This is a genomic window from Myxosarcina sp. GI1(2024), assembly GCF_053543375.1.
This window is the reverse complement of record NZ_JBKGTY010000009.1, coordinates 150,239-174,036: the sequence shown is the minus strand read 5'-3', so window position 1 is coordinate 174,036 and position 23,798 is coordinate 150,239. Positions and strand designations below refer to the sequence as shown.

The 23,798-nt window shown below is 41.8% G+C and carries 25 protein-coding genes and 1 pseudogene; 14 read left to right on the top strand and 12 right to left on the bottom strand.

Annotated elements, in window-relative coordinates; all coding sequences use genetic code 11:
- Nucleotides 1–3 precede the first annotated feature (3 nt).
- Together ACLFKQ_RS25075 and thrB are read left to right on the top strand one after the other, a co-directional pair.
- Nucleotides 4–1,383, top strand: a complete 1,380-nt coding sequence (locus tag ACLFKQ_RS25075) for a DUF697 domain-containing protein (RefSeq protein ID WP_449002401.1) — start codon at nucleotides 4–6, stop codon at nucleotides 1,381–1,383.
- 16 nt (nucleotides 1,384–1,399) lie between these two features.
- Nucleotides 1,400–2,311: a homoserine kinase gene (gene thrB, locus ACLFKQ_RS25070; protein WP_449002400.1), complete on the top strand. Its 912-nt coding sequence runs from the start codon at nucleotides 1,400–1,402 to the stop codon at nucleotides 2,309–2,311.
- 31 nt (nucleotides 2,312–2,342) lie between these two features.
- Here the strand turns inward: thrB and ACLFKQ_RS25065 are convergent, their stop codons facing one another.
- The 8 genes from ACLFKQ_RS25065 to rpaB form a co-directional block, all read right to left on the bottom strand.
- Complete coding sequence (locus ACLFKQ_RS25065) at nucleotides 2,343–2,579, bottom strand: hypothetical protein (protein ID WP_449002399.1); 237 nt, start codon at nucleotides 2,577–2,579, stop codon at nucleotides 2,343–2,345.
- 221 nt (nucleotides 2,580–2,800) lie between these two features.
- Entirely contained in the window at nucleotides 2,801–3,520 is a 720-nt protein-coding gene (rnc, locus tag ACLFKQ_RS25060; RefSeq protein ID WP_449002398.1) for a ribonuclease III, read from the bottom strand.
- Between the two features lie 71 nt (nucleotides 3,521–3,591).
- Complete coding sequence (locus ACLFKQ_RS25055) at nucleotides 3,592–4,428, bottom strand: PHP domain-containing protein (RefSeq protein WP_449002397.1); 837 nt, start codon at nucleotides 4,426–4,428, stop codon at nucleotides 3,592–3,594.
- Between the two features lie 27 nt (nucleotides 4,429–4,455).
- A complete protein-coding gene (locus tag ACLFKQ_RS25050) occupies nucleotides 4,456–4,953 on the bottom strand; it encodes an SLOG cluster 4 domain-containing protein (RefSeq protein ID WP_449002396.1) in 498 nt (165 codons plus the stop codon).
- Nucleotides 4,954–4,975: 22 nt separating this feature from the next.
- A complete protein-coding gene (locus ACLFKQ_RS25045; protein ID WP_449002395.1) occupies nucleotides 4,976–5,899 on the bottom strand; it encodes an alpha/beta fold hydrolase in 924 nt (307 codons plus the stop codon).
- Between the two features lie 253 nt (nucleotides 5,900–6,152).
- The gene (locus ACLFKQ_RS25040) at nucleotides 6,153–6,617 is read right to left on the bottom strand and encodes a DUF4168 domain-containing protein (RefSeq protein ID WP_449002394.1); all 465 of its coding nucleotides are present in this window, start codon (nucleotides 6,615–6,617) and stop codon (nucleotides 6,153–6,155) included.
- 402 nt (nucleotides 6,618–7,019) lie between these two features.
- Nucleotides 7,020–7,673 (bottom strand): cofactor assembly of complex C subunit B, encoded by a 654-nt coding sequence (locus ACLFKQ_RS25035; protein WP_449002393.1) that lies wholly within the window; start codon nucleotides 7,671–7,673, stop codon nucleotides 7,020–7,022.
- A 141-nt stretch (nucleotides 7,674–7,814) separates the two neighbouring features.
- Nucleotides 7,815–8,543, bottom strand: a complete 729-nt coding sequence (rpaB, locus tag ACLFKQ_RS25030) for a response regulator transcription factor RpaB (RefSeq protein ID WP_449002392.1) — start codon at nucleotides 8,541–8,543, stop codon at nucleotides 7,815–7,817.
- A gap of 272 nt (nucleotides 8,544–8,815) precedes the next feature.
- On the opposite strand from rpaB, the gene radA reads away from it, so the two are divergent.
- From radA to ACLFKQ_RS24990, 8 genes and pseudogenes are all read left to right on the top strand, one after another.
- Nucleotides 8,816–10,309: a DNA repair protein RadA gene (radA, locus tag ACLFKQ_RS25025; RefSeq protein ID WP_449002391.1), complete on the top strand. Its 1,494-nt coding sequence runs from the start codon at nucleotides 8,816–8,818 to the stop codon at nucleotides 10,307–10,309.
- A 166-nt stretch (nucleotides 10,310–10,475) separates the two neighbouring features.
- Nucleotides 10,476–11,075: a peroxiredoxin gene (locus ACLFKQ_RS25020; protein ID WP_449002430.1), complete on the top strand. Its 600-nt coding sequence runs from the start codon at nucleotides 10,476–10,478 to the stop codon at nucleotides 11,073–11,075.
- A gap of 242 nt (nucleotides 11,076–11,317) precedes the next feature.
- Entirely contained in the window at nucleotides 11,318–11,653 is a 336-nt protein-coding gene (locus ACLFKQ_RS25015; protein ID WP_449002390.1) for a hypothetical protein, read from the top strand.
- A 289-nt stretch (nucleotides 11,654–11,942) separates the two neighbouring features.
- Nucleotides 11,943–12,077, top strand: a pseudogene (locus ACLFKQ_RS25010) (IS110 family transposase); the annotation flags it as partial.
- 3 nt (nucleotides 12,078–12,080) lie between these two features.
- Nucleotides 12,081–12,596, top strand: coding sequence for a transposase (locus tag ACLFKQ_RS25005; protein WP_449002389.1), 516 nt, complete (start codon nucleotides 12,081–12,083; stop codon nucleotides 12,594–12,596).
- A 23-nt stretch (nucleotides 12,597–12,619) separates the two neighbouring features.
- A complete protein-coding gene (locus ACLFKQ_RS25000; protein ID WP_448999900.1) occupies nucleotides 12,620–12,967 on the top strand; it encodes a hypothetical protein in 348 nt (115 codons plus the stop codon).
- A 130-nt stretch (nucleotides 12,968–13,097) separates the two neighbouring features.
- Nucleotides 13,098–13,322 carry an NAD(P)H-quinone oxidoreductase subunit O gene (gene ndhO / locus ACLFKQ_RS24995; protein WP_449002388.1) on the top strand — a complete coding sequence of 75 codons (225 nt, stop codon included), beginning with the start codon at nucleotides 13,098–13,100 and terminating at the stop codon, nucleotides 13,320–13,322.
- Nucleotides 13,323–13,610: 288 nt separating this feature from the next.
- Nucleotides 13,611–14,810, top strand: coding sequence for a phosphoglycerate kinase (locus tag ACLFKQ_RS24990; protein WP_449002387.1), 1,200 nt, complete (start codon nucleotides 13,611–13,613; stop codon nucleotides 14,808–14,810).
- 89 nt (nucleotides 14,811–14,899) lie between these two features.
- Here the strand turns inward: ACLFKQ_RS24990 and ACLFKQ_RS24985 are convergent, their stop codons facing one another.
- A complete protein-coding gene (locus tag ACLFKQ_RS24985) occupies nucleotides 14,900–15,163 on the bottom strand; it encodes a hypothetical protein (RefSeq protein WP_449002429.1) in 264 nt (87 codons plus the stop codon).
- Nucleotides 15,164–15,319: 156 nt separating this feature from the next.
- Nucleotides 15,320–15,958 carry an L-threonylcarbamoyladenylate synthase gene (locus ACLFKQ_RS24980; protein WP_449002386.1) on the bottom strand — a complete coding sequence of 213 codons (639 nt, stop codon included), beginning with the start codon at nucleotides 15,956–15,958 and terminating at the stop codon, nucleotides 15,320–15,322.
- Nucleotides 15,959–16,298: 340 nt separating this feature from the next.
- On the opposite strand from ACLFKQ_RS24980, the gene ACLFKQ_RS24975 reads away from it, so the two are divergent.
- On the top strand, nucleotides 16,299–16,448 hold the full coding sequence (locus ACLFKQ_RS24975; RefSeq protein ID WP_449002385.1) for a hypothetical protein: 150 nt from the start codon (nucleotides 16,299–16,301) through the stop codon (nucleotides 16,446–16,448).
- Here ACLFKQ_RS24975 and ACLFKQ_RS24970 read toward each other — a convergent pair.
- Both ACLFKQ_RS24970 and ACLFKQ_RS24965 read right to left on the bottom strand, forming a co-directional pair.
- Nucleotides 16,445–17,383 (bottom strand): cysteine peptidase family C39 domain-containing protein, encoded by a 939-nt coding sequence (locus tag ACLFKQ_RS24970; RefSeq protein ID WP_449002384.1) that lies wholly within the window; start codon nucleotides 17,381–17,383, stop codon nucleotides 16,445–16,447. The two genes, ACLFKQ_RS24975 and ACLFKQ_RS24970, sit on opposite strands and share 4 nt — an antisense overlap.
- Before the next feature lie 442 nt (nucleotides 17,384–17,825).
- On the bottom strand, nucleotides 17,826–18,968 hold the full coding sequence (locus ACLFKQ_RS24965; RefSeq protein WP_448998311.1) for an IS4 family transposase: 1,143 nt from the start codon (nucleotides 18,966–18,968) through the stop codon (nucleotides 17,826–17,828).
- 112 nt (nucleotides 18,969–19,080) lie between these two features.
- Between ACLFKQ_RS24965 and ACLFKQ_RS24960 the strand changes: the two genes are divergently transcribed.
- From ACLFKQ_RS24960 to ACLFKQ_RS24950, 3 genes are all read left to right on the top strand, one after another.
- The gene (locus ACLFKQ_RS24960; RefSeq protein ID WP_449002383.1) at nucleotides 19,081–19,428 is read left to right on the top strand and encodes a response regulator; all 348 of its coding nucleotides are present in this window, start codon (nucleotides 19,081–19,083) and stop codon (nucleotides 19,426–19,428) included.
- A gap of 236 nt (nucleotides 19,429–19,664) precedes the next feature.
- Nucleotides 19,665–20,372 carry a Crp/Fnr family transcriptional regulator gene (locus ACLFKQ_RS24955; protein WP_449002382.1) on the top strand — a complete coding sequence of 236 codons (708 nt, stop codon included), beginning with the start codon at nucleotides 19,665–19,667 and terminating at the stop codon, nucleotides 20,370–20,372.
- A 93-nt stretch (nucleotides 20,373–20,465) separates the two neighbouring features.
- Entirely contained in the window at nucleotides 20,466–23,693 is a 3,228-nt protein-coding gene (locus ACLFKQ_RS24950; protein WP_449002381.1) for a UvrD-helicase domain-containing protein, read from the top strand.
- Nucleotides 23,694–23,798: the final 105 nt, after the last annotated feature.

Here is a 23,798-nt window from a genome sequence, read left to right as displayed (position 1 = left end):
ATTGTGACTAAGAATACGACAAAACAAGAAACTTATTACAACCAAGCCCGTGCTAGCTTGCAACAGGCAATTTCCTGGTATGGTAGTTTTCGTCGTCATGGAAAATATCCTCCTGAAGACCGCCTACAGGTCAGTGTAAAACATGATTTACAGTCTTTAAAAACAGCACTAAATAAGTTAGACGAGCGGTTAATCAGAATTAGTGCTTTCGGTTTAGTAAGCTGCGGCAAATCATCCTTAATTAATGCTTTACTAGGAGAAGAGGCCGTAGCCACTGGACCTCTTCATGGCGTTACTCAGTCATTTACGGTTTTGCGCTGGACTCCTAATCTCTCTGACCGCTCCGACTTAATCGAAGTTGAGTTAGTCGATACTCCTGGTTTAGATGAGATTGCAGGAGAAGAAAGAGCAAAAATGGCGCGAGAAATTGCTCGAAAGTCAGATTTAATTTTGTTTGTGGTAGCTGGAGATATCACTCGTACCGAATATCAGGCTTTATGCGAACTCAGAACCAGTCAAAAGCCTCTAATATTAGTATTTAATAAAATCGATCTCTATCCCGATAAAGACCGCCAGACCATTTACAATCAGCTACAAAAATTTAATACAGCCAATAGTAGTGGCGAGCTAGAACCAATGGTTACCACTAAAGAGATCGTCATGGTAGCGGCAAAACCACGACCGATTTTAGTGCGAGTAGAAGCAGCCGACGGTACGACTACCAGCAGTTGGGAGCACCCCGAACCTCAAATTGCCGAGCTTCAAGACACGATTTATCAGATTTTGCAACGAGAGGGACGAACTTTACTCGCTTTAAATGCTTTAATACAGGCAAGACAAGCTCAAGCTAATATTGCTCGTAAAACCATTGCCCTACGTCAGGAACGAGCCGAAGAGATTATTTGGGAATACGCTCGCTACAAAGCGATCGCAGTGGCAGTTAATCCTATCGTTTTGCTAGATTTAGCGGGGGGACTGGTGGCAGATTTGGCACTGATTCGCTCTTTAAGCAAGTTGTATGGACTACCAATTACTAATTATCAAGCTGGTCATCTGTGGCGCAAAATTATTGCAAGTTCTGGTGGTTTATTGTTAGGAGAAATAGCCAGCAATTTAGTTTTGGGAGTGGGTAAAAGTGGTGCTGCCGTAACTAGTATGTTTGAAAGCAGTGGGGCATTCGCGGCATATGCTTTTACTGCCAGCTTGCAGGGAGCGATCGCCGGTTATAGTACTTTTGTTGTCGGCAATGTAACTCAAATTTATCTCGAACGAGGCTGCACTTGGGGCGATCTCGGTCCCTCAACTTTGATTCGACAAATTCTCACTCAGGTAGAACCGAATACAATTATCTATCGTCTGCGTCAAGAATTGCTAGCACAATAAATAACTACAATTATTAATGAACTGCGTTACCGTTACCGTTCCAGCTACCACTGCCAATTTGGGCGTGGGTTTTGATTGTCTTGGGGCAGCCTTAACCCTTTACAATCAATTTGAGTTTACTACCGTAGCTGCTGATGCTAAGAAGTTAAACATTAAAGTTATCGGAGATGAAGCAGCTAGAGTCAGCCTCGACGAAACCAATTTAATATACAGCTCTTTTGCTCGATTTTATCGGCATATTGGTAGGACACCACCTAATGTAGAGATTGTGATTAAGCTGGATATTCCCCTGGCTAGAGGTTTGGGAAGTTCGGCAACCGCTATTGTTGGAGGTTTGGTTGGAGCGAATCAACTGGCAGGGGCTCTTTTAAGCCAAGCAGAAATTAGGGATTTAGCAATTGCAATCGAAGGACATCCCGATAACGTCGTACCTGCTTTACTGGGGAACTGTCAACTAGCTGTAGGTGATGGCGCTCGCTGGCAGATTTGCTCGATTCCCTGGCATCGAGATATTTTACCAATAGTAGCCATTCCCGATTTCGAACTGTCTACAGAGGCTGCAAGACGGGTATTGCCGACAGCAATCGAGCGCAGCGACGCTATATTTAATATATCTCGTATGGGACTACTGATCCGAGCTTTAGCAACCCATAATCGCCAGTGGTTAGAAGCCGCCTTAGCGGATAGATTACACCAACCCTATCGTCAACAATTAATTACCGGTTACCAACAGGTGAAAACGGCAGCGCTTGCGGCAGGAGCCTACGGTATAGTAATTAGTGGCGCAGGACCTACTTTGTTGGCTTTAAGCGATCTCGCCCGGGCAGAAATGGTAATCGCAGCCACGAGCCAAGCCTGGGCAGATTTAGGGGTTAAAGCTCAGGTGCGATCGCTTAGCTTGGATTACGAGGGGGCGAAAATTTCCTAAATTTTACCAACTGCAGCAATTTTTTGAATGCTTATTTATCAACATTAATTACAGGGGTAGCGATCGCCAAGGGTTTACCCAAAAATAATAAGGCAATTAGAGCTAGCAAATGAAACGACCAATGAGCGATCGTCAAAACCCAAATCAGGCAGGCGATCAACATTCCCCCAGCCAGTACGCCAAAAATCTCATAGTTGGTGCGTAGGTATAAAATTAGGCTGAGTAATGCAGTTACGAAGAGTAAAACTGGGAACATGGGGATCGCCATATTCGTCCTCCTTTTTGAGCGATAAGGTTTATCGACGAACTTTCAAGTATTTCAGTTAAAATATTTTTATGTTTTTCATTTAGTTTTCTTATAGTTTTACTTTAACGCAACTTTAAACAGGAAACCGTTAACTAGATAGCCAAAAGATCGATAACGTCAAACTTCTTAGCAAAACTTAAGATCGAGCGCCTATTATCGGGATCGCCTGGATAAGCTATTAGCTAGCAATCGGATGCCAGTTTCCCATAAATCTGTTGAAGAGCAATTTCAGCGGCGCTTTTTTCAGCTTCTTGTTTGCGACTACCTCGACCGACACCGTAAACCTTATTTTCAATTAACACTCTGGCAGTAAATTGTTTGGCATGATCGGGTCCTGTTTCGTCGATGATTTCATAGGTGGGAGTAGTTCTGCAATTTGATAATGCCCACTGCTGTAAACGATTTTTACTGTCGATAAAGGTTGAACTCGCTGTTGAATTTGCCTTTGCGCTGAGATGATAATTCTCTACTTGTTGGCTGGCAAGAACGGTAAAGATCGGTAAGAGATAATCGCGGACGGCAGAAATTCCGGCTTCTAGAAAGTACGCTCCGATCGTGGCTTCAAAAGTATCGTTGAGTAATGCAGGATTAGTTCTGCCTCCCATTTTTGCGGCACCTTTACCAAGACGCATTAATTCTCCCAGACCTAATTCTGCACCGAGTTTTCCCAACTGTTTTTCGTCTACTAAACGCGATCGCAAGTGAGTTAATTGAGCTTCATTCATAGTCGGATAGAGTTTGTAGAGCATCTCTCCCACTATAAAACCCAATACTGCATCTCCCAAAAACTCCAATCGTTCGTTATCACCTTCTACGTCGGGGTTTTCATTGGCGTAGGAACGATGGGTCAAGGCTAAATTAAATAAAGAGCGATCCCGAAACACGGGTAGTTTTTTATTCATAAACCTCTCCAGCGATCGGCTCGATCTCTTTGGGCAAACCCTAAAGGGTCGAGGGTATACAGTTAATACTTCTATAAATTTTCGCTCAATTCTGCTGCGGCTTGTTTGAGAGATTCGAGTAAAGTGAGAGGCAGCCGAAACCTGTTTAAGCGAAACTTTTCTGAACCGAGTTTACCAGAACTAAAACCATGATAATCAACTCCACCAGTAATTAATAAATTGTTATCACGACAAAATTGTCTCAATTTATTAATTTTAGTTGGAGAATGATATGGATGATAGACTTCAACTCCTAGCAACCCCGCAGCGACTAACTCTGGTAAAACCGCTTCAACTTCACCACCGCGAAACAAATAGGGATGCGCCCAGACGGGTACAGCACCGCAGGTACGAAGTAAGGCGATACCTTCGAGCGTGGAAAATTTTTCATAATGCACGTAGGCGGGTCGCTCGTCTCCGATAAAACGGTCAAAGGCTTCTTTAGTTGAGTTGACATAACCAGCTTCGACCATAGCGCGAGCAATGTGAGGGCGAGAGACTGCCATATTATCTGGTGTTTCGGGTAGTTTTAGAGGATATCCCATGTCAGCTAAGATAGCTAATATTTTGTTAGCTCTTTGTTTTCTGCCCGCAATTTGCTCTACTAGTGACTCTGCTAATAATTCTGGTTGGGGATAGTAACCTAAAAGATGGAGAGATCGCCTATTATGTACCGTACTGAGTTCGATTCCCGGTACGATTTCAATTTGATATTCTCGAGCCGCAGCGATCGCTTCATCCCAACCTGCTATAGTATCGTGGTCGGTAATGGCTAGGGCTTTAACTCCAGCATTAGCTGCTGTGGCGATTAACTCTCGTGGAGTTAAAATTCCATCGGAATAAGTGGTATGGGAGTGTAATTCTAGCATTTTTTATAAGATTTAAACTATTCTAGTTTAGTTAGAGCGAGTCACAATTTGACGAATTAAGGCGATCGCTTCAGGGACAGTGTTGGCGATCGAAATATTTTCTGGAGACAAACTAGTAAAAAACCGTTTGCTTTCCTCGTTTTCGGTTAACAAAATAACTTTTTTGCCATTTTTTAATGCCAAAGCCACTTCCGAAGCCGTACCGGCACCCATACCACAGGCGACCGTTACTCTAGCTGAAAGAACGTTGATATTGTTACGAGCATTGCCCAAATCTGTAATAATGGCAAGATCTACCGCTGCTGACATTCCCTGAGTATCGACACCAGGCAAAATCCCGACCGTTAAACCCCCTGCCGCTTTTGCCCCTTTGCTAGCTGCATCCATGACACCAGCTTTTCTTCCGCCAGTAAGCAGCACCCAATCATGCTCGGCGATCGATTTACCCAACTCGTAGGCATTCTTGAGATCTTCTGCGGTAGCTCCTTCTCCTGCACCCATAACCCCGATAATTAGTTTAGCCATTAGATTACTATCGCGATCGCATTTAATTGCTTACGGTCGTCTCCGTTATAGTTTCGTTACCAGATTCAAGCAGGGGCAAAAATTTGCGAATCAAGCCAATAGTAACTGCAGGCAGCTCTAGCTGGGGAGTAAAGCCAACATCATCTATAGTGTAGAGGATACGGATTGCCTGGGGATTCATTTCTGCTAGGCGGCGACCGACTTCAGGACCAGTGAATTTTGACGCTTTCCCCCAAATTAAAGCAGTAGGAGTAGTTAAGCGAGGGATATCTTGAGTGAGATCGAAACAAAGATCGCCCCGTACGAATGACAGTGCCGCATATTCTGCATTGGGTTGTCGGGCCGATTGTAGGTAGGCTTCTACGATTTCGGGATAAATTCGGTCTGGGTTGGCAAACTGACGCTGTTCGAGAAAACTACGAATCCCGAAACTGGTAGCGACACCAGTATTGTAAAGTAGGCGATCGATAATTGGAGTACCTGCCAGCTGAGTAAAAAAGTTGTTTTGATAGTCGTTACCAAACTCTGATAGACCTGCTGCAGTAGTCAAAATCAGAGATTTAAACAGTTCGGGACGAGCGATCGCTGCTCGAATGGTAAATGCTGCTGTCAATGCCGAACCAACAACCGTGACGGGACTGGTACAGGCTTTAGTAATAAATTCTTCAATGGTAGTAACGTAGTCCTCTACTTGATAGTCTCGCTCTGGATGTTCCGATCTTCCCCAACCGAGCATATCGGGAGCCAGAATACGATATTCTGCCGCAAAAGCCGGATAAACTTTCGACCATTCATAAGCGGAAGAGCCGCCGCCCAAACCATGTAAAAATACTAAGGTAGGTCTGAGAGTGTCACTTTCCCAAGGTTGCCCTTCATTGGTGTAATAGACGATTTCTCCCAAACTGGTAGCTAGAGAGTTTTGCACGAAGCCTAATGGTATAAACATAGCGACATCCTTTAAATTAAATATAAATATTCATCAGCCAAAATATTATTTCGACCCAATGTTTACAAATTACTCTCTCGTCTCACCAGGGAGTAATTTTGGCATACTTCGATCTAAAGATTGTCTCAAAATCAACTAGATAAACATCGCCCCAAAGTCATATCATTGTTTGAGAACCAGATTTTTAAGCGTCTCTGTCCATTCGAAGTTTAAGTTTGTCGAATTTTTTTGGTTGGGAAAGATTGTCAATCGTTTATTGTTTTTGTAGATCGATGAGAATATTTTGAACCTGCTGATAGAAATCATCGCCGCGATCGTAGTATTGTTTTAATTCATTAAATCGATTGACAGTTAAGTTATTATCTCTAACAATTTGCCGCGATTCATTACAGTAACGCTCCGCAATTTGGCGCACCTCACTACTTAAACCCTGAAGAGTTTCTTGTCGATTACAAACGATATTAGGTGGTGGTTCGGAGATCAATGATTTAATTTCTTGATATGCTTTTTGCCTGAGTAACTCTACTTGAAAACCAGCTCTGGCATAGTTGCGGGCTTCATCTTCAGTGTAGTCTCTAGCATAAGCGTAACTAACGATAGAAATAGGAAAAGACTGAAAAGATACTTCTGGTACCAAGCCGCACATGATTTCCATTGCCGCTATAATGCCTGTAGTCGAGATACGAGTCAAAATTTTACTTAAATTACCAATAGACATAATCGCGAACATAAAGATTAAAACGGACTACTGTATTGTTTTGAGTTATTTTTAACTGTAGATGTTCCTGATTTTTATTTTCTTCAGCTAGGGTACGATATTCGACTCTAACATGTGCGATCGATGCTCTAATCTGTAGCGGTCAAATCAACCTAAGTCAGTAAGAATTCTATGTATCCAGTCGTGTAACTCAAGCACTCTGTAGTGGTAGAGCAAGAGCAGTTCCATTTCTCTAAAAAGTTTTGGCACATCGATTGCTATGGCAATATCTCGACTCATGCTAGTGGTCGAGGGTGGCTTTGGGGAACTATCAGCTAATGAATTGGTGACAAAAAGGGTCGCTCGATCGGAATTAATTTATCAAGTAATGTGGCACAAAAAAATTTGAAATCCCTTAATATTTTAGGGATCAATCTCAAGCGTTTTTAAAGTTTCCCCAAGCTTATCGGCTATTCCCTCGATCCAGCTTTCGTCCTGCTTAGTATAGCTACGGGGTGCATTTGCACCCAAAATCAACACCCCATTTTCGCCGAGAGGCTGGCAAATCACTCCTTGAGTATTTTCTGGTAAATAGTCAAATTCAAATCTGCCGGGATAGAGAGCGAGATTAACTAAATAAACGGGTCGGTGTTTATCTAGTACCCTCTGCAGAATAGTTCCTGGTTTAACTACGGTATTTTTACCTAAAACGCCGCGTCGCAGTAAAGTTTTGCCTCGCTCGTAAACTACCAAAGAGCGCGTTGTCGTATTGGTCAAAAGTAAATGGGAAGCCCAAGCTAGTTCGGTTTTAACCTCATCGGGAAGTTCGGAAGCAAATTCTAACCCCTGTTCCCCTATTAAAGTCACTGTCTCTGGCGATCGCGGCTGAATCTGCTGCCAAATTAGACCGATTAAGATTAATACTGCCGCTTCAATTACACCCACTATATCAGAACGAGCCTGAAAATCGGTAAGCTGAGATGTTAGCAATCGATTGACCAATAACAATAACCCTCCCAATCCTCCAGCTACAATCGGCAATAAACGTAAAATACGGTTGGGATCGGATTTACTCATTTGTGTGTCACCAATGAATAATTAACCAAAAGCCAGCTCGTGGGGAACTTTAAGCTCATCCAAGGTCTCAAGGAAACAACTCACCACAAAGTGAGTTTCTTTCCGTGGTGCTTTTGATAATCAACGTTCGCCAGTCACTAATCATTGTTCTCCTTCTTCTAGAATGCGCTGAAACAGATAACCCGTTCCTCTGGCAGTTAAAATTAGTTCTGGGTTACTAGGATCGTCTTCTAATTTGGCACGTAAGCGAGAAATGTGAACGTCTACTACCCTAGTGTCTACGTGTCGTTCGGGAGTATAACCCCAGACCTCCTGTAAAATTTCCGAGCGCGAGAAAGGTTCGCCAGAACGACTGACCAATAATTCTAAAAGGCTAAACTCCATTCCAGTGAGTCGGATACGTTCGTCGCCTTTATATACTTGTCTTTTGTTGGTATCAATTCTAATCGAACCGACATGAATTACTCCCGAACTGGGAATCCCAGGTGTGCCGTCTTTGTCTACCCTTCGCAATACCGAACGGATTCTCGCTTCTAATTCTTTGGGAGAAAAGGGTTTGACAACATAATCGTCGGCACCTAATTCCAAACCAGTAATGCGATCGGCAACGTCACCCAAAGCTGTTAGCATAATAATCGGAATGTCCGATTCTTTGCGTAGTTCCTGACAGACGCCATAACCATCTAGTTTAGGCATCATTACGTCTAGAACCACCAAGCTGGGTTCGCTGGTGCGAAAGGTTTCTAAAGCTTCTTCACCATCGGCAGCAGTAACTACATCGTAGCCAATCATCGAGAGGCGAGTTTCCAAAATACGGCGAATACTAGCTTCATCGTCAACAACTAAAATCTTTTCTTTATGAGTTTCCAAACTATCGTTCTCTCCTTGTTAAAGTAAAATTACCATTCTTTAAGTAAAATCTAGATTTTTTGAGTTTTAGATTACTTTTTTATTTTTTATGAGTCAACTATTTAGGCTGAGTATTTATTTTATTGCCTTTGCGTTAACATTTCCTAGCTTTTTTCAGATTAAATTTAGCTTTGAAACTATTTAAATTTTTTTAAGTTTTATATTTATTGTCTGACATTTAATTGATTTATCCCAGGTATTTTCTTAAGATTTTTTAAAAAATTGACGTATATATGGCTAAGTCTAAACAAGTTTATGTCTGCAGCGAGTGTGGTGCTGAATATACTCAATGGTTTGGTCTTTGCAAAGAGTGTAACGAGTTTGGCACTATTTCTGAAGAACCAATAGAAGTTACTCCTGGCGGAAGTTATACTCGTGCGGGATGGCAATCCCACACGCGATCCTTTGCTAAAGTTTCTACTCAAGCAAAGCCGAGATCGGCTTTAAAATTTTCCCAGATTAATAATGACGTACAGGCACGATTTCCCTCTGGCTACGGTGAATTAGACCGAGTTTTAGGTGGCGGGGTCGTACCTGGTTCTTTGGTATTGATTGGTGGCGATCCTGGCATCGGTAAATCGACATTGTTATTGCAAGTAGCTAACCAACTTTCTTATCGCCTACCCCGCATTCTTTATGTTTCAGCCGAAGAATCGGGACAGCAAGTAAAGCTGAGGGCATCTCGTTTGAATGTGGATCGAGCTCCAGACAGAAATTTAGTAGATGCTGCCAGTAATGGCAACGGTAATGGCAAGTCCGCCGGTGCCGAAAGTAATAGCAATCTCTACGTGATGCCAGAAACCGATTTAGAGGAAATTTTACGGGAATTAGAATCGTTAAAACCCCAGGTAGCCGTAATCGATAGTATTCAAACTCTACATTTTGCAGCTTTAACTTCTGCCCCAGGTTCGGTGGCGCAAGTAAGAGAATGTACTTCAGCTTTAATGCAGGTTGGCAAAAGAGAAAATATTACTTTGTTAATTGTCGGTCACGTAACTAAAGAAGGAGCGATCGCCGGACCGAGAGTATTAGAACATCTAGTAGATACGGTACTATATTTTGAAGGCGACCGCTATGCCTCTCATCGTCTGTTGCGTTCGGTCAAAAACCGTTTTGGGGCAACTCACGAAATTGGAATTTTTGAGATGGCAGATAAAGGTTTAGTAGAAGTGGACAACCCTTCTAAGTTGTTTTTAGGCAGTCGAGATGAAGTTGCTCCAGGTACGGCGACTGTAGTAGCTTGCGAAGGAACTCGTCCCCTAGTAGTTGAAATTCAGGCGTTGGTCAGTCCTACTAGCTACACTTCTCCCCGTCGTTCTACTACAGGAGTCGATTACAATCGCCTCCAGCAGATTTTGGCAGTGTTAGAAAAAAGAGTTGGCATTCCCCTATCTAAATTAGATGCTTATGTATCTTCGGTAGGGGGACTGGGAGTAGGAGAACCTGCCGCCGATTTGGGAGTGGCGATCGCCATTGTCGCCAGTTTCCGCGATCGCATCGTCGACCCCCGTACGGTAGCCATCGGTGAAGTCGGCTTGGGGGGACAGGTAAGATTGGTTTCACAAATGGAACTAAGACTTAAAGAGGCAGCAAAATTAGGATTTAAACGGGCGATCGTCCCTACAGGTCAAAGCTTACCTGACGATATTGGACTGGAAATAGTGGCGATTTCGCGAGTAATCGATGCGATTATTGCTGCTATTCCTCCAGAGCGCTCGCTAAATTAAATTGGCAATCGTGTTCGAGTAAATTGACAATCGTGTTCGAGGCTCGATGCAAACTTTTCAATCGTGATATATTTTGTAAGAACAGTAAAGGAATAATAATAATTATTTATTTAACCAAATTATTAATTATTAATTAAATCGATTGACCTTTGAGGAGATTATGAATATGAGTGAAGGATGTTTGAAAGTCGGGCAAGAAGCTCCGAATTTTACCGCTACTGCCGTATTCGACCAAGAATTTAAAATCGTCAAGTTATCTGACTATCGCGATCGCTATGTAGTGTTATTTTTCTATCCTCTAGATTTTACTTTTGTCTGTCCGACAGAAATTATTGCCTTTAGCGAACGCTACAGTGAATTTCAGGAAATAAACACCGAAATACTGGGTGTATCTGTCGATAGTGAATTTTCTCATTTAGCCTGGATGCAGACCCCCCGTAAAGAAGGCGGTATCGGCGACATCGAATATCCTTTAATTTCCGATATTAAAAAAGAAATTAGTACGGCTTATAATGTTCTCGATCCAGAAGCAGGAGTTGCTCTAAGAGGACTGTTTATTATCGACGGAGATGGTATTATCCAGCACTCTACGATCAACAATCTCTCTTTCGGTCGCAGTGTCGAAGAAACTCTCCGAACTCTTAAAGCAATTCAATACGTTCAGGCACATCCCGAAGAAGTTTGTCCTGCAGAGTGGGTCGAGGGAGGCAAAACTATGATTCCCGATCCTAAAGACTCTAAGGTTTACTTTTCTTCTGTTAATTAACTTAGGGTTTAATTCAAAGCTTCACTTAATTTGAACAATAACGGCAATCAATTTAAAGGGTCTCGTTTTTGGGGAATGTTCGCTAGCTGTCTGTTATCTAGTTTTTCCGAGCGCAATTTGCGACTCGTATGTTCTGCTCGGTCGCTAGCTGAATTCGATAAAATCTATAGCTTAGGTTAGATGTGGGCTGATTGAATTGTCTTTTAAAGTTGCGATTAATTTAAGTTAAAGGACAGCATCTTATGGGTTTTTTAAGTAAGCTATTTGGCAAAAAAGAAGAAGAGAAAGCAGCAAGAACGCCTAAAGTGTCAGTTTCATCAGCAGCTAGAGAAAATTCTATTCCTCCAGAAAAAGTAGGAATAGATGGAAAGTTTGATGAGAGCGGATTAGCCAAGCGTGTTGCTAAAGCTTTAGATGTTGCTAATATTTCCGATGATGTAGGACTTTGGGTGGCTCAATCAGGCAGCACGGTCGTTCTCAAATATAATGAGGATGCTAAAAGTATATTGAAAGAAGCGGAGCGAATCGCTAAAGGTGTCGAAGGAGCAACTGAAGTAAAAACTCAACCTAATGCATAACTCCTTTCTAGAAAGGATTAAAGGATCTCGAAATTTGAGCTAGTATGTTTGGTTACATCTAGTTTTTTTTTCTTTACACGATTGTTTCTAGGTATAGTTGGCTTTATTAGACTTGTTGCACAATTTATTATTAATTAACTACTTAAACTAAGGGTAAAAGGATAAAGGTCAAAGGGAAAACGATCTGATTATCTATTTTCAAGACAGACACCATGCGCGATCGCGCACAACAAAGAAATGAAAATCTGGTACACTTCCTTCCAGGCAGTTGATCTAGTTGATCTAATGGATTGCCGATTTATTACGTCACGGCTTATTAAGAGGCAGCTTGATCCCGCCCCTACCTCAACGAGACTTAAGAGATTTAACTCGCCAACGTACTAACCTGGTCCGAGAGAGAGCAACGGTAATTAACCGTCTTCAGAAGGTGCTGGAGTGGGCCAACCTGAAACTTGCTTCCGTAGTCACCGATGTAACGGGTGTCTCTGCTCGGAAAATGCTCAAGGCGATCGCTCAAGGGGAGACAGATACCCAGACTTTGGCTGAATTAGCTAAGGGACGTTTGCGTCGGAAACTCCAGGAATTGAAACAAGCTCTTTTCGGTCAACTGCGCTCACACCATCGCTTTTTAATTTCCAATCACTTAACTCATCTCGATTTCCTGGAAGAGCAAATGGCTGTTTTTGATGCTCAAATTAGCGAACAGATCCGCGCACAGACCACCTCGGGACAACTGGAAGTAACAAATGCACTGCTCTCAACTGAGTCAACCGAACAAAACTTATCTCAACTAGAAAATTTATCCCAGAGCTGGGAACAGGCTGTTGTTTTATTGGATACCATTCCTGGGGTGGGACGTCAAACCGCAGAGTTGTTGCTGGCGGAAATTGGTATGGACATGAGTCGATTCAAAAGCGAAGCTCACTTAGCGCTCGTGGGCTAAACTCTGTCCTGGTAATCACGAAAGTGCGCCTTCTGCGTTACTCTGGTCGAACTGGTCAGGGCAACCGTTGGTTACGCAGTGGTTTAATTCAAGCAGCTCACGCTGCCGTGAGGTATAAAGGTACCTATCTCAAAGCAGTGTATCAACGTTTGGTTCGACGCCGAGGTCAAAAAAAAGCCATTATTGCTGTTGCCCATAAGATTTTAACGGCGGCTTACCATATTTTATCGAAACAGGAGCCTTACAGAGAATTAGGGGAAAATTATCTAGACCAGCATCGTACTGACAAAATGCTCAATCGCTTACGCCATCGCATTGAAAAACTTGGCTACCAAGTCTCTCTGGAGCCTAAACTCAAAGGAGCTGGTTAAGCTGCGATCGCTCCTGACTGATAACCCTACCTCAAGATCAAGTTTATTTTCAGAGGAGATCTATTAATGACTTTTGGTCTATGCTGCAAATTAAGAGATAATTGAAAATTGTTTATCGCTCGCGAAGAAAATGGCAAGTAAATTAAAGAAAGGTGCGTTAGTACGAGTAGTTAAAGAAAAAATTGAAAATAGTGTCGAAGCTTTGGCTAGCGATCGCACTTTACCAGGCTACATTTTTGAAAGCAAAGGCGAAATTTTAGATATGGATGATGCAGGGGAATATGCTTTGGTGAAATTTTACGTTCCCACTCCCAGTGTTTGGTTGAGTCTAGAAGAACTCGAACTCGCAGAATAACTCAGATGCGATCGCGTCCTTAAGGCTTTTCTAAGTGCCACACCTCTGGTAGATTAATCCTAAGACCCAGTTTTTAGTTTATTTTTAGATTTGGGTCGAGTCAGAGATTACTCCGCCGCGTCCGTCATAAACAAGGGGCTGTGACTCGAATTCACTTCGAGTCCTTGTGACCCCCGCGCCTGGGGACCCCCCAGGCGACGCGGACTTATAAAACGACGGACTCTGCCCTGACCGTTGGTTAATTTATAATTTTGTTCCACCATAACTATAGGCAACAGGAGGATAATAGTGGCAAAAAAAACCGTAGCGAGTTTAACTGAAGCAGATGTAGCAGGCAAAAAAGTTTTAGTCAGAGCTGATTTCAACGTACCACTCGACGATAGTGGCAACATTTCCGACGATACTCGCATTAGAGCTGCTTTACCTACTATTCAAGATTTAATCGGTAAAGGCGGAAAAGTCATTTTATGTAGTCATATGGGTCGTCCTAAAGGAGAGGTAAAAGAAAAATTACGCCTAACTCCTGTTGCCAAACGCCTCTCTGAGTTACTCGGACAGGAAGTTATTAAGTGTGACGACTGTATTGGCGAAGAAGTAAAATCCACCATCGATGGAATGGAAAACGGTCAGGTGGTTCTACTAGAAAATCTACGTTTCCACGATGAAGAAACCAGCAACGATCCCGAATTTGCCAAACAACTGGCAGCTAATGCCGATTTGTACGTCAATGACGCTTTTGGCACCGCTCACCGTGCTCATGCTTCTACAGAAGGAGTAACTAAATATTTAAGTCCTTGCGTAGGTGGTTACCTCATCGAAAAAGAACTAGACTATCTTCAAAATGCGGTTGACAACCCCCAAAAACCTCTAGCCGCAATCATCGGCGGTTCTAAGGTATCAAGTAAAATTGGCGTTATCGAAACCTTACTCGATAAATGCGACAAGCTGCTAATTGGCGGCGGGATGATTTTTACTTTCTATAAAGCTCGGGGTTTGAGTGTCGGTAAGTCTTTGGTAGAAGAAGATAAGTTAGATTTAGCTAAATCTTTAGAAGCCAAAGCTAAAGAGCAAGGTGTGGAATTTTTATTACCTACTGATGTGGTAGTTGCCGATAATTTTGCTGCGGATGCTAATGACCAAGTCGTCAGCGTAGAGAATATTCCCGATGGCTGGATGGGTTTGGATATCGGTCCCGATTCGATTAAAGTTTTCCAGGAGGCTTTGGCAGACTGTAACTCTGTGATTTGGAACGGTCCTATGGGGGTATTTGAATTCGAAAAGTTTGCTAAAGGTACAGAAGCGATCGCTAATACCCTAGCAAATAAACCAGATGCGATCACGATCATCGGTGGTGGAGACTCAGTTGCTGCCGTCGAAAAAGTAGGCGTAGCTTCTAAAATGAGCCATATTTCTACCGGTGGCGGTGCTAGCTTGGAATTACTTGAAGGTAAGCAATTACCTAGCATCGTCGCTTTAGACGACGCCTAAATGTAGCTAAATATAACTCAGACCAATTTTGCTGAGAACTTTACCTGTAAACTAGCGATTTTTAGTTTGCAGTTTTTTTGTTTCTATGTCTAGTTACAGGTAGTGGGAAAACAGAATTGCTCGATATTAATCACAGCTTCGCCGTGGTCGGGAATCCAGGCAATCCACTCCCAGTTTGAGATTTGACAAAGCAGCAAAGCTTCCTCATGACAATAGGGATTGAATAATTCCAACAGCTTTACCCAAGTATTGGAGTTGGGTTGAGGTGCATCTGTGCTACCTCGAGTTCGATTCAGAGGAACCGAACACCATTGCACTGTGGATTGTGACTCGCTTGGTTTTAGTGTAGACATCATTCCTCCCCGATCGCTTAACAGCACGTACGAATACGAGCAAAAATAGTTTCTGTATACAAAGCTACAAAATTGCTTGTTTTTCAGTCAAGTTAACGTTTCATAACTTAACCCGGCTGCAACTAAAATTATTATTCTCGCTCCCGATCGAGCGTTTTATTTCATTAAGTGAGAAGGAAGTACGATTTCGGGAATAATCGGTCTGAGATCGTCTACCGAAACGGTGCCAAAAGTTAAAATAGTAGGCACTTCAACAGTAAAATCGACTAAAGTTCCGCTTTGACCGTATTTGCTTTTTCCTCCATCTACAATTAAAGGGACTTTATCTTCATAGAATCGCACTGCCATATCAAAAGTTGTTGCCTTGACACCTGTTGAGACAGTTACTGGAGCACAAACCAGTGGGTTAGAGACGGCTGGAATTAGGTCGTAAATAAAGCGATCGGGACAAACTATGAAAACATTTTTAAACCCATTGGTTACCGTCTCCGGTAAAGTATTTTTGGCTGGCATAATCATCGTTACTGGATAAGGAAAATGCTTCATTAGTTGCTTGGCAGCACGATTGACCACAACAATTTCTTCAGCTTTTTCTTGGCGACTGAAAAGTGCCATAGGTTGCAAATGACTGAATTGTTTGAGCTTTTTTATTCTATTTATTGCATTGGAATTATAAGCATCGGCAACGAAGGCATATACTGTATCAGTAGGTAAAATAATCACTTCCCCTGCTTGAAGACGCTGGGTAATCTCTGGGATTAAACTGGAATCCCGTTTGGCTATTTTCGTTTTCATCAATAAATTTGTAACAACTAATACAGAATTTTACAACGATTACGGTCTAGGAATCAGTACGATTAGAAGCCAATTGAGAATTTCCGCTCTAAAACCGTTAAATTTTTTATTTGTAGTCTAAGAAGTTCGATCTTATCTATCGCATTCGAGGGTAAGGTAATAGAATAATTAAGTAAGCTGAGGAGCATGATTTTGCCCGAAAATATTGCAAAATTAGTTAACGAATAAATAGGTAATTTTTAGGTAATATGACAGTATAAAACCTGTAATGATACTGAAAAAATCGATGGAATCTTCTTTCATCCTATAAATATAAATAGAAAAGGTTGAAAGAATAGTTATGCCCTCTAAGAATGCGTTTGCAACCTTGAATAGACTGTTTACCGCAGGTTTGTTGGTGATTTCCCTAATCGCTTGTCAAGGAATGACCGAATCAGAACATCCTGGTTCTAAAACTCAAAATGAAATCGACGTTAATATCTCTCGCTAGCGATCGCTGTTCACTAAGATAGCTTCGCCGAACCAGTATTCATCCATATCTTTAACAGATTTAATTTGCAAGCCGTATAGAGGGTTGGCAATAACTAAAAGTTTTTTCTGGCGATCGCTCGTTAAATATGCCACGGCATGAGAAAATCTGATGTCTTTTCTAGTTTTCTTTTTTTCTTTGACGTGGAGTAAAGCAGGTCGATTGAAATTTATTAAGTCTTCTAAAGTTAAATTATGTCGATACTGTGGCTCTAATCCCAGCCGTTCCATAGCTTTGATTTCTAATAGGGTAGTCGTACCAAAACGATTGGTTTTAGTTAGTTTGACTACATCTTTTTCAGTTATATCGGGATGTTTTTGAATATAGCGAGCGATCGTGGCAATGCTAGCAGGAGAGCAGGTATAAGGAGTAGATTGTATCACTATATTATTAATAATTATCGAACTTTTGACAAAAGGCGCTACGGGCTGCAAGAAGAATAATAAAATACTTAAAGCTAGAGAAATAATACCGCTGGCGATGATTGACTGACGAATTCTTCGGCGCGAAGATTTACCAGCTAATTCCAAACTAACTAATAATCCCAAACCAAAAAATCCCAATCCTAAAATAGTTTCATTAAAATAACCTGCCAGGTAAATTAAAAATAAAGGAGGAAATATTTTCGGTAAGATCGAGACTAAATTAAACTTGTCGATCGCAATTAAAATTCCTAAAAGTATGGCGATCGCAGCTAAACCCCATACTAAAGGTTTTTGAAAATTTTCCAGTGCATTATCAGAATTTATCCCAGTAGCAGCCAAAACTCTGCCAAAAATAGCACCGCCAATAAAAGCTAAACCGCAAATTATCGCTAAAGTAATCATTACTAAATTAAAAACAATAGAGTTAGAGATCCCGTCGTCATCAAACCACGAGGCGGAGGAGATTTTCACATATCCTCAATGCCTAAAGTGACTTTAACCTTGGTTATCGCAGTACGTTAATTAATTAGGACAAGTTTAGTTACTAGTTCGTAAGTAATGAGTAAGAAGTGTCCTAATAACAGTACGTATTGCTATAAAATTAATTATTCCCAGAACGAGTTGAATACTTAAGAAAATGGCAGAAATTTAGGAAAAAGATTCAATTCTATCGAGCTGTATCGTTGTAATTTATTCACAGACAAGTTCGATCGCATCACCAGGGAATGTAAATTAAATTTTCATTATGTTTGAACTTGTACCGAAAAACTCTGACAAATAAATCAAGATAGAAGTCAATATATTAAACTCAATTTAAAAAAATTTGGGCTGAATTAAGATGGCTACGAAACGGCTTCTACTGATCGACGATAACGAAGACAATAGAATTTTGGCTGAAGGGGTGACAAGGGAGCTAGAAAGATTGCTGGATAATAAACATAGCTCGTAGACCCCTCTGGTAAAAAGGCAGCTTATTGAGATTGAGCCACATCAATTTGTTTATCCATTCCTTCATCAAGGTAAATGAAACCAGCCAGCTACTACCATATAAACCAAGCCAAAAGTAGCTGTTGCGAGTCAAAGATTGTTTAATTTTTCGATGGCGACCGATGTATTTAGACTGACCTCGAAGGCTAAGAGTATGTCCTTTGAACACCGAGTGAGTGTAAGCAATGGCGATGAGCAAAACTAGACGAGTAAGGCGTTCAATCTGAGCTTGCGACCCCTCGAGATTGTAGCCACCTGACTTGCAATCTTTAAACATCGCCTCAATCCCTACGCGCTTTTTATAGGCTTTGACAGCTTCAGGTAAATTGGGTAAATTTGTCAGCAGATACCAGGGTTCCTTTGCCCCCATGCCTCGGTAAATACGTCGCCAATAGACCCCTAAATAAATCCCCGAAACTTGATGCAGTTGAGTGACTTTAGTTTCTTGATAAAACCGTTGGTCTCCTGGATTAACGTCTAGGTCTTTTAAGGGAGTAAAACCTAATTGAGTTACCATTATCTTCGTACTCTTTCTCTGTCGAAGCACAAAGTAGACCTGCTGCTGGGTCAGCCACTTAGCTAGTTCAACACTCTGGAATTCTCTGTCTCCTAAAATAACGATTTGGTGTTGTTTAAACAGCTTCAATACTGGACGTAATATGGCTTTTTGTTGAGCGAAGTTACTGGCTCCTTTCTTCTCTAGAAACTGCCAGTATATAGGCAAAGCTCTTTTCGCCATCACTACTCCAACCATGAACAGATTTTTATCTTGCCATTGAGTTCTATCTAAGACTAGATAAATTGTCTGGTCTGGCAAGAATTTCTTTTGAACTACTTCTTTGACTATGGGAAACCAGACTAACGAAACTGATAAAGCTGAGGACTTCAAAAACCTTTGGATTCGGCGACGACGGCTCTCATATTTAATTGGTAAAGGGAAGTATGCAGCTAGTCTTTCTATCTTTACTTGTTTGTAGGTCTGGATAAGGTATACCAGCACTTCCAAAGTAATTAGTTGGTCATCACTCAGATAACGTGAAAGATGATTGCGGTACAATTGGTTTAACATTTTTTAGGGTTCGGTCGGATTCTCAATAACTGACCGAATCTTTTTTACCATAGGTTGTCTCTGTTCCCTACACTGTCTGACTTCTCACAGGGTTGTCACCCCGTCAGGAATTTTGGTTAAGTTTGCTCTCGAAATGAATCGAGACTGGAAAGTTTTCTTAGCATCGGATGGAATAGAAGGTGTTACTAAGGCAGAATTAGAACGTCCCGATGTTATTTTGTTGGATTTGGTTATGCCACACTTAGATGGATTAACTGTCTGTGAAGTTTTAAAGACTAATCTAATTACTCGTTCGATTCCGCTTATTTTTATGACAGCAATGACGCAAGACAAGATAGTCGCTCGATTGGAAAATAGTTTAGCCGAAGGAATAATTTTCAAGCCTTTTAACCCTCTTAACTTAGATTCTCAAATAGCAATAATTTGTCAGTGGCGATCGAGCGAGAATGTTTTAGTTTAATTGCCATATTTTAATTTTGTTGTGATTGGTTTGTGCTTGAGTGCTTATAAGTATGTAACCGCACCATAATGAGCTAAAAAATTAAGTATGATTATAGATAGTAAGTAAGTTTAATTTGTATCCAAAATACATAACGACATAAGAATCAAATCTCTCGTTTCTTTTTGTGCCGTTGAAGTTGTAACAGCTTCTTGAGCTTTATCGAAAACAGCAGCACATTATAGAGGTTTTTTCTGATGTCTCGAGACCGTTCGCACGCAGCTAATCGTCTTTTAGCATCTTTGCCAGAAGATGAATATCAACGCCTAGAGCCTCACCTAACGTCCGTTCAACTTCCTGTTAATACAGTTTTATACGAAGCTTCAGAAAAAATTGAAACTGTTTATTTTCCTAATACTGCAATAATTTCTATAGTTAGTATCTTGTCAAATGGAGCTACTACTGAAGTTGGTTTAGTCGGAGGCACGGGAATGGTCGGTCTTCCGGTTATTGTTGGTAGTGGTTATAGTAGAAACCGCGCTATCGTTCAGGCACCAAATGAGGCGATGAAGATTTCCGCTAAGATTTTGCAACGAGAGTTCGAGCGAGGAGAAGAGTTACAGAAGCTGTTACTTCGCTATATCGAAAGTAGACTGAACGAGGTAGCCCAATTAGCGGTTTGTAACGCTCATCATACTATTGAAGAGCGTATGGCGACATGGTTGCTAACAACTAGAGATTTAATCCAATCTGATAATTTAAATTCAACTCAGGAGTTTCTCAGTCAGATGCTAGGAGTTCGTCGAGCGGGCGTAACCATAACCGCACAAATATTGAAACGAGCGGGAATGATTAGTTACAGTCGCGGCAGGATTCAAATTTTAGATTGCGAAGCATTGAAAAATACTACCTGCGAATGCTATCAGCTTTTCTATGACAACTACCATCGACAGCAACTTTCGTAGCTAGAAAGTTAATTTTGAAGCTTTTGGTTGAGGCTAAGACAAAGAGTTATATTAGACGATCGAGCAAACTGATAATCACTTTAAAATTGTTGAATGCGCGATCGCTCTAGTCTGACATCCCAACAACAAGCCGCCGCCTATGCACCCGGTAGCGTCGTCGTTACTGCGGGTGCGGGAACGGGTAAAACCCATATGTTGGCGGAAAGATATGTATATTACTTACGAGAAAAGCAGCTTTCGCCGTTAGCAATAGTTGCGGTTACCTTTACCGAAAAAGCTGCTACGGAATTGCGATCGCGCATTCGTAATTTAGTCAGGCAGCAATTACCAGAACGCAACGATACTTTAGCAGAATTGGAAGCAGCTCCAATTACTACGATTCATGCCCTTTGCAGTCGTATCTGTCGAGAAAATTTTCAGGTTATTGACATACCCGCCGATTTTGAAGTTTTCGAAGATTTAGAAGGAAGGGTATGGTTGAATGAAGGTTTAGCTGCGGCTTTAGCAACATTACCGCCACAACTTTATCAGCTAATTCCCTATTCTTTAATGTCGGATATTATCGACAATTTATTAGCAGATCCTCATACGGCAACAAAAGCTTTTGAAAGAGGTATTGGAGACTGGAAGAAATTAATTATTGAAGCTCGCACTGCAGTATTAGAAAATTTGACGAGCGATCGCCCTTGGCTAGAAAATCGAGAAATTTTACAGCAATATCGAGGAAAACCAGGAGATAAATTAGAGTTCACTCGCGAAAATGTTCTCGAGGCAATGGCAGACATTGAAGCGCAACGAGATATTGAAAACGCGCTGCTGACGATCGACCGAATCAATCTCAGAGTCGGCAGTCAAAAAAACTGGCAAAGCGATGCTTTTAAACAAGTCAAAGATGCTCTGAAAGCCATCAGAGAATTAATTAGAGAAGTTGAAGCAAAAGGATTGATTAGTTTGGCGTTAACTGAGGCAGACGAACGGCTCAAAACTATCTTTCCCGCACTCAACGAAGCATATTTAGAAGTAAGTAATTACTTAGATCGTCTGAAGCAACAGGCAAGAGTTTTAACTTTTAACGATTTAGAAATTTATGCTTTAAAAGGACTGCAAAATCCTTTGGTCAAACAATATTACCAGCAAAGGTGGCAAGTATTTTTAGTAGATGAATTTCAGGATACCAATCCTACTCAAGCCGAACTATTAACCTTACTGACCGATAAAGCAGAATTAACCGTTGTCGGGGATATCAAACAGTCAATTTACGGCTTTAGACGAGCCGATATCAGAGTATTCCAAGAATTTCGCGCTCGCCTGCTCGCTAAGCAAGGTCGAGAAGTCGTTCTCAGTCAGAGCTTTCGCACCCATCGGCAATTGAGCGATCGCCTCAATCGGATCTTTGCTCCCTTGTTAGCCGAAAATTATCAGCCGTTAAATGCCCAACGTCAACCAACAAGATCGGAAGCCAGCGACTATATTCAAGTCTTGGCAATTGATGCCGACAATAAACAAACCAGTAAAACTCAACGTCAGTATTTAGAAGCCAATCTTCTGGCGGAGCGACTCAAGCAGATGCTGGCAGAGCAAACTCCAGTTTACGACAAGCAAACTCGACAATTACGTCCCATTGAACCGCGAGATATTGCCATTCTCACTCGAACCTGGCAACCTTTAGAACTCTATGCCACAGCCTTAGCTGCAGTAGGTATTCCCGTCGCTCCAGCCGGAGGTGGCAATTTACTCGCCACTAGAGAAGCCAAAGATGCCAGCACCCTGTTGAGGTTTCTTGCCGATCCCAGAGACGATCTGGCTTTAGTAGCATTGCTGCGCAGTCCTTTTTTTGCCGTAAGCGATCGCATCTTATTTCAAATCGAGACAGAAACTGGTTCTTCAAAGAAAAAAAAAGAAAAAGTCACTTGGTGGCAGAAAGTTAAAGCCTCGAAGATCGGCGAAATAGAGCATCCAGTTAAAATTCTTCACGAGCTTTTGCAAATTCGCCACACAGAAATCCCCTCGCGTCTGTTACAGATCGCAGATCGCCTTACTGGTTACACGGCAGTAATTGCTAATTTACCAGGCGCAGAACGCCGCCAAGCAGACTGGCAAGGATTTTATCGCTTAGTCCGAGAATTAGAGGCAGGAATTAAAGATATCTTTAGCGTAGTGCGCCGGCTCAAAAGTCTCTTCGACAATGAAGTAACTGTACCGCGCTTAGTTTTAGCCAGCGATAACGATAACGCCGTCTCCCTAATGACTGTTTTTGCCGCTAAGGGTTTGGAGTGGTCTTTAGTAGTAGTTGCCGATCTCAGTCGAGAATATTATCCTGCTTCCCCTCCGGTATATTTCGACTCGCAATGGGGAGTAGGGGTTAAAGTTAAAGATGAGACAGGAGAAACTCAAAAACCTCTACTTTACTCCTGGTTGGAATATTGTCAGCAGCAGCGAGAAGAAGCAGAAGCACTGCGAGTTTTATATGTCGCTTTAACCAGAGCTAGAGACTATCTAATTTTAAGCGCCACTGAGTCGGACAAAGGGGATTTAAAGCGATTGAGTTCTGGTTTAGCTGAAGCCGAACTTGCTATCGAAACTATTCTTTTCGTAGCAGAACGAGCCCTACCGCCCATTCCGCTCACTCCTCCCGTTCCCGAGGTTTTACCCCCACTGCTCTTAAATTCTGCTGGTGCTAGCTTATCAGAACTCCCCGTATCGGCTTTAACCGAATATGCACGGTGTCCCCAGCGATTTTATCAGCAATTTATTCAGGGACATCCAGGTATGGGAGCGGGAATTTCTTATGGAATGCAGGTTGGCTCTTTAGTACATAAAGCTCTCGAACACAACATCATTCGTGTAGAAGACTTACAGGTGTTTGCTGATGCTAGTTGCGATCGCTATATGGTTGCCGAAGCTCTGGCGATCGCCAAGCAATTTTTTCAACTACCAATGTATGAATACTTCCGCAATACCGCCATCGCCAAAGAACGGCAAATTAGCTTGCAAATCGGACAAATTACTTTTAACGGCATTGTCGATCTCGTCGGACGAGACTGGGTATTAGACTATAAAAGCGATCGCCAGATCGGTCCCGACGAACATCGCTTTCAACTCGGAGTATATGCTCGTGCTTTAAACTCAGAGCAGGCTCATATTGCCTATTTGCGCCATCAACACATACATACTTTTACTAAGAGCCAATTAGAAGCGATCGCTCGAGAAACTGAAGCTCTCGTCGAACAAATTAATTTGGGTAACTATAGTGCTACCCCCATAGTCGAACAATGCGTTATTTGCCCCTATCTGGCTTTATGCGATTATGCTGCTTTTTAAAAGTAAAGTATTCAAGAAAATAGCGAGCAGATAACCCCAGAAGGATTATCCACAACGCTATGGCTAAATACCGCCCTAACTTACTCTAGTATTCAGCTATTTTAT

Bases quoted from the DNA above. Each gene is read 5' to 3' on its own strand.
- ACLFKQ_RS25065 (WP_449002399.1), bottom strand. From the start codon at position 2,579: ATGGCGATCCCCATGTTCCCAGTTTTACTCTTCGTAACTGCATTACTC.
- radA (WP_449002391.1), top strand. From the start codon at position 8,816: ATGGCTAAGTCTAAACAAGTTTATGTCTGCAGCGAGTGTGGTGCTGAA.
- ACLFKQ_RS24955 (WP_449002382.1), top strand. From the start codon at position 19,665: ATGTCTCGAGACCGTTCGCACGCAGCTAATCGTCTTTTAGCATCTTTG.
- ACLFKQ_RS24965 (WP_448998311.1), bottom strand. From the start codon at position 18,968: ATGTTAAACCAATTGTACCGCAATCATCTTTCACGTTATCTGAGTGAT.
- ndhO (WP_449002388.1), top strand. From the start codon at position 13,098: ATGGCAAGTAAATTAAAGAAAGGTGCGTTAGTACGAGTAGTTAAAGAA.
- thrB (WP_449002400.1), top strand. From the start codon at position 1,400: ATGAACTGCGTTACCGTTACCGTTCCAGCTACCACTGCCAATTTGGGC.
- ACLFKQ_RS25040 (WP_449002394.1), bottom strand. From the start codon at position 6,617: ATGTCTATTGGTAATTTAAGTAAAATTTTGACTCGTATCTCGACTACA.
- ACLFKQ_RS25015 (WP_449002390.1), top strand. From the start codon at position 11,318: ATGGGTTTTTTAAGTAAGCTATTTGGCAAAAAAGAAGAAGAGAAAGCA.
- ACLFKQ_RS25055 (WP_449002397.1), bottom strand. From the start codon at position 4,428: ATGCTAGAATTACACTCCCATACCACTTATTCCGATGGAATTTTAACT.
- ACLFKQ_RS25050 (WP_449002396.1), bottom strand. From the start codon at position 4,953: ATGGCTAAACTAATTATCGGGGTTATGGGTGCAGGAGAAGGAGCTACC.
- ACLFKQ_RS25020 (WP_449002430.1), top strand. From the start codon at position 10,476: ATGAGTGAAGGATGTTTGAAAGTCGGGCAAGAAGCTCCGAATTTTACC.
- ACLFKQ_RS25035 (WP_449002393.1), bottom strand. From the start codon at position 7,673: ATGAGTAAATCCGATCCCAACCGTATTTTACGTTTATTGCCGATTGTA.
- ACLFKQ_RS24975 (WP_449002385.1), top strand. From the start codon at position 16,299: ATGCCCTCTAAGAATGCGTTTGCAACCTTGAATAGACTGTTTACCGCA.
- ACLFKQ_RS24985 (WP_449002429.1), bottom strand. From the start codon at position 15,163: ATGTCTACACTAAAACCAAGCGAGTCACAATCCACAGTGCAATGGTGT.
- ACLFKQ_RS24950 (WP_449002381.1), top strand. From the start codon at position 20,466: ATGCGCGATCGCTCTAGTCTGACATCCCAACAACAAGCCGCCGCCTAT.
- rnc (WP_449002398.1), bottom strand. From the start codon at position 3,520: ATGAATAAAAAACTACCCGTGTTTCGGGATCGCTCTTTATTTAATTTA.
- ACLFKQ_RS24980 (WP_449002386.1), bottom strand. From the start codon at position 15,958: ATGAAAACGAAAATAGCCAAACGGGATTCCAGTTTAATCCCAGAGATT.
- ACLFKQ_RS25045 (WP_449002395.1), bottom strand. From the start codon at position 5,899: ATGTTTATACCATTAGGCTTCGTGCAAAACTCTCTAGCTACCAGTTTG.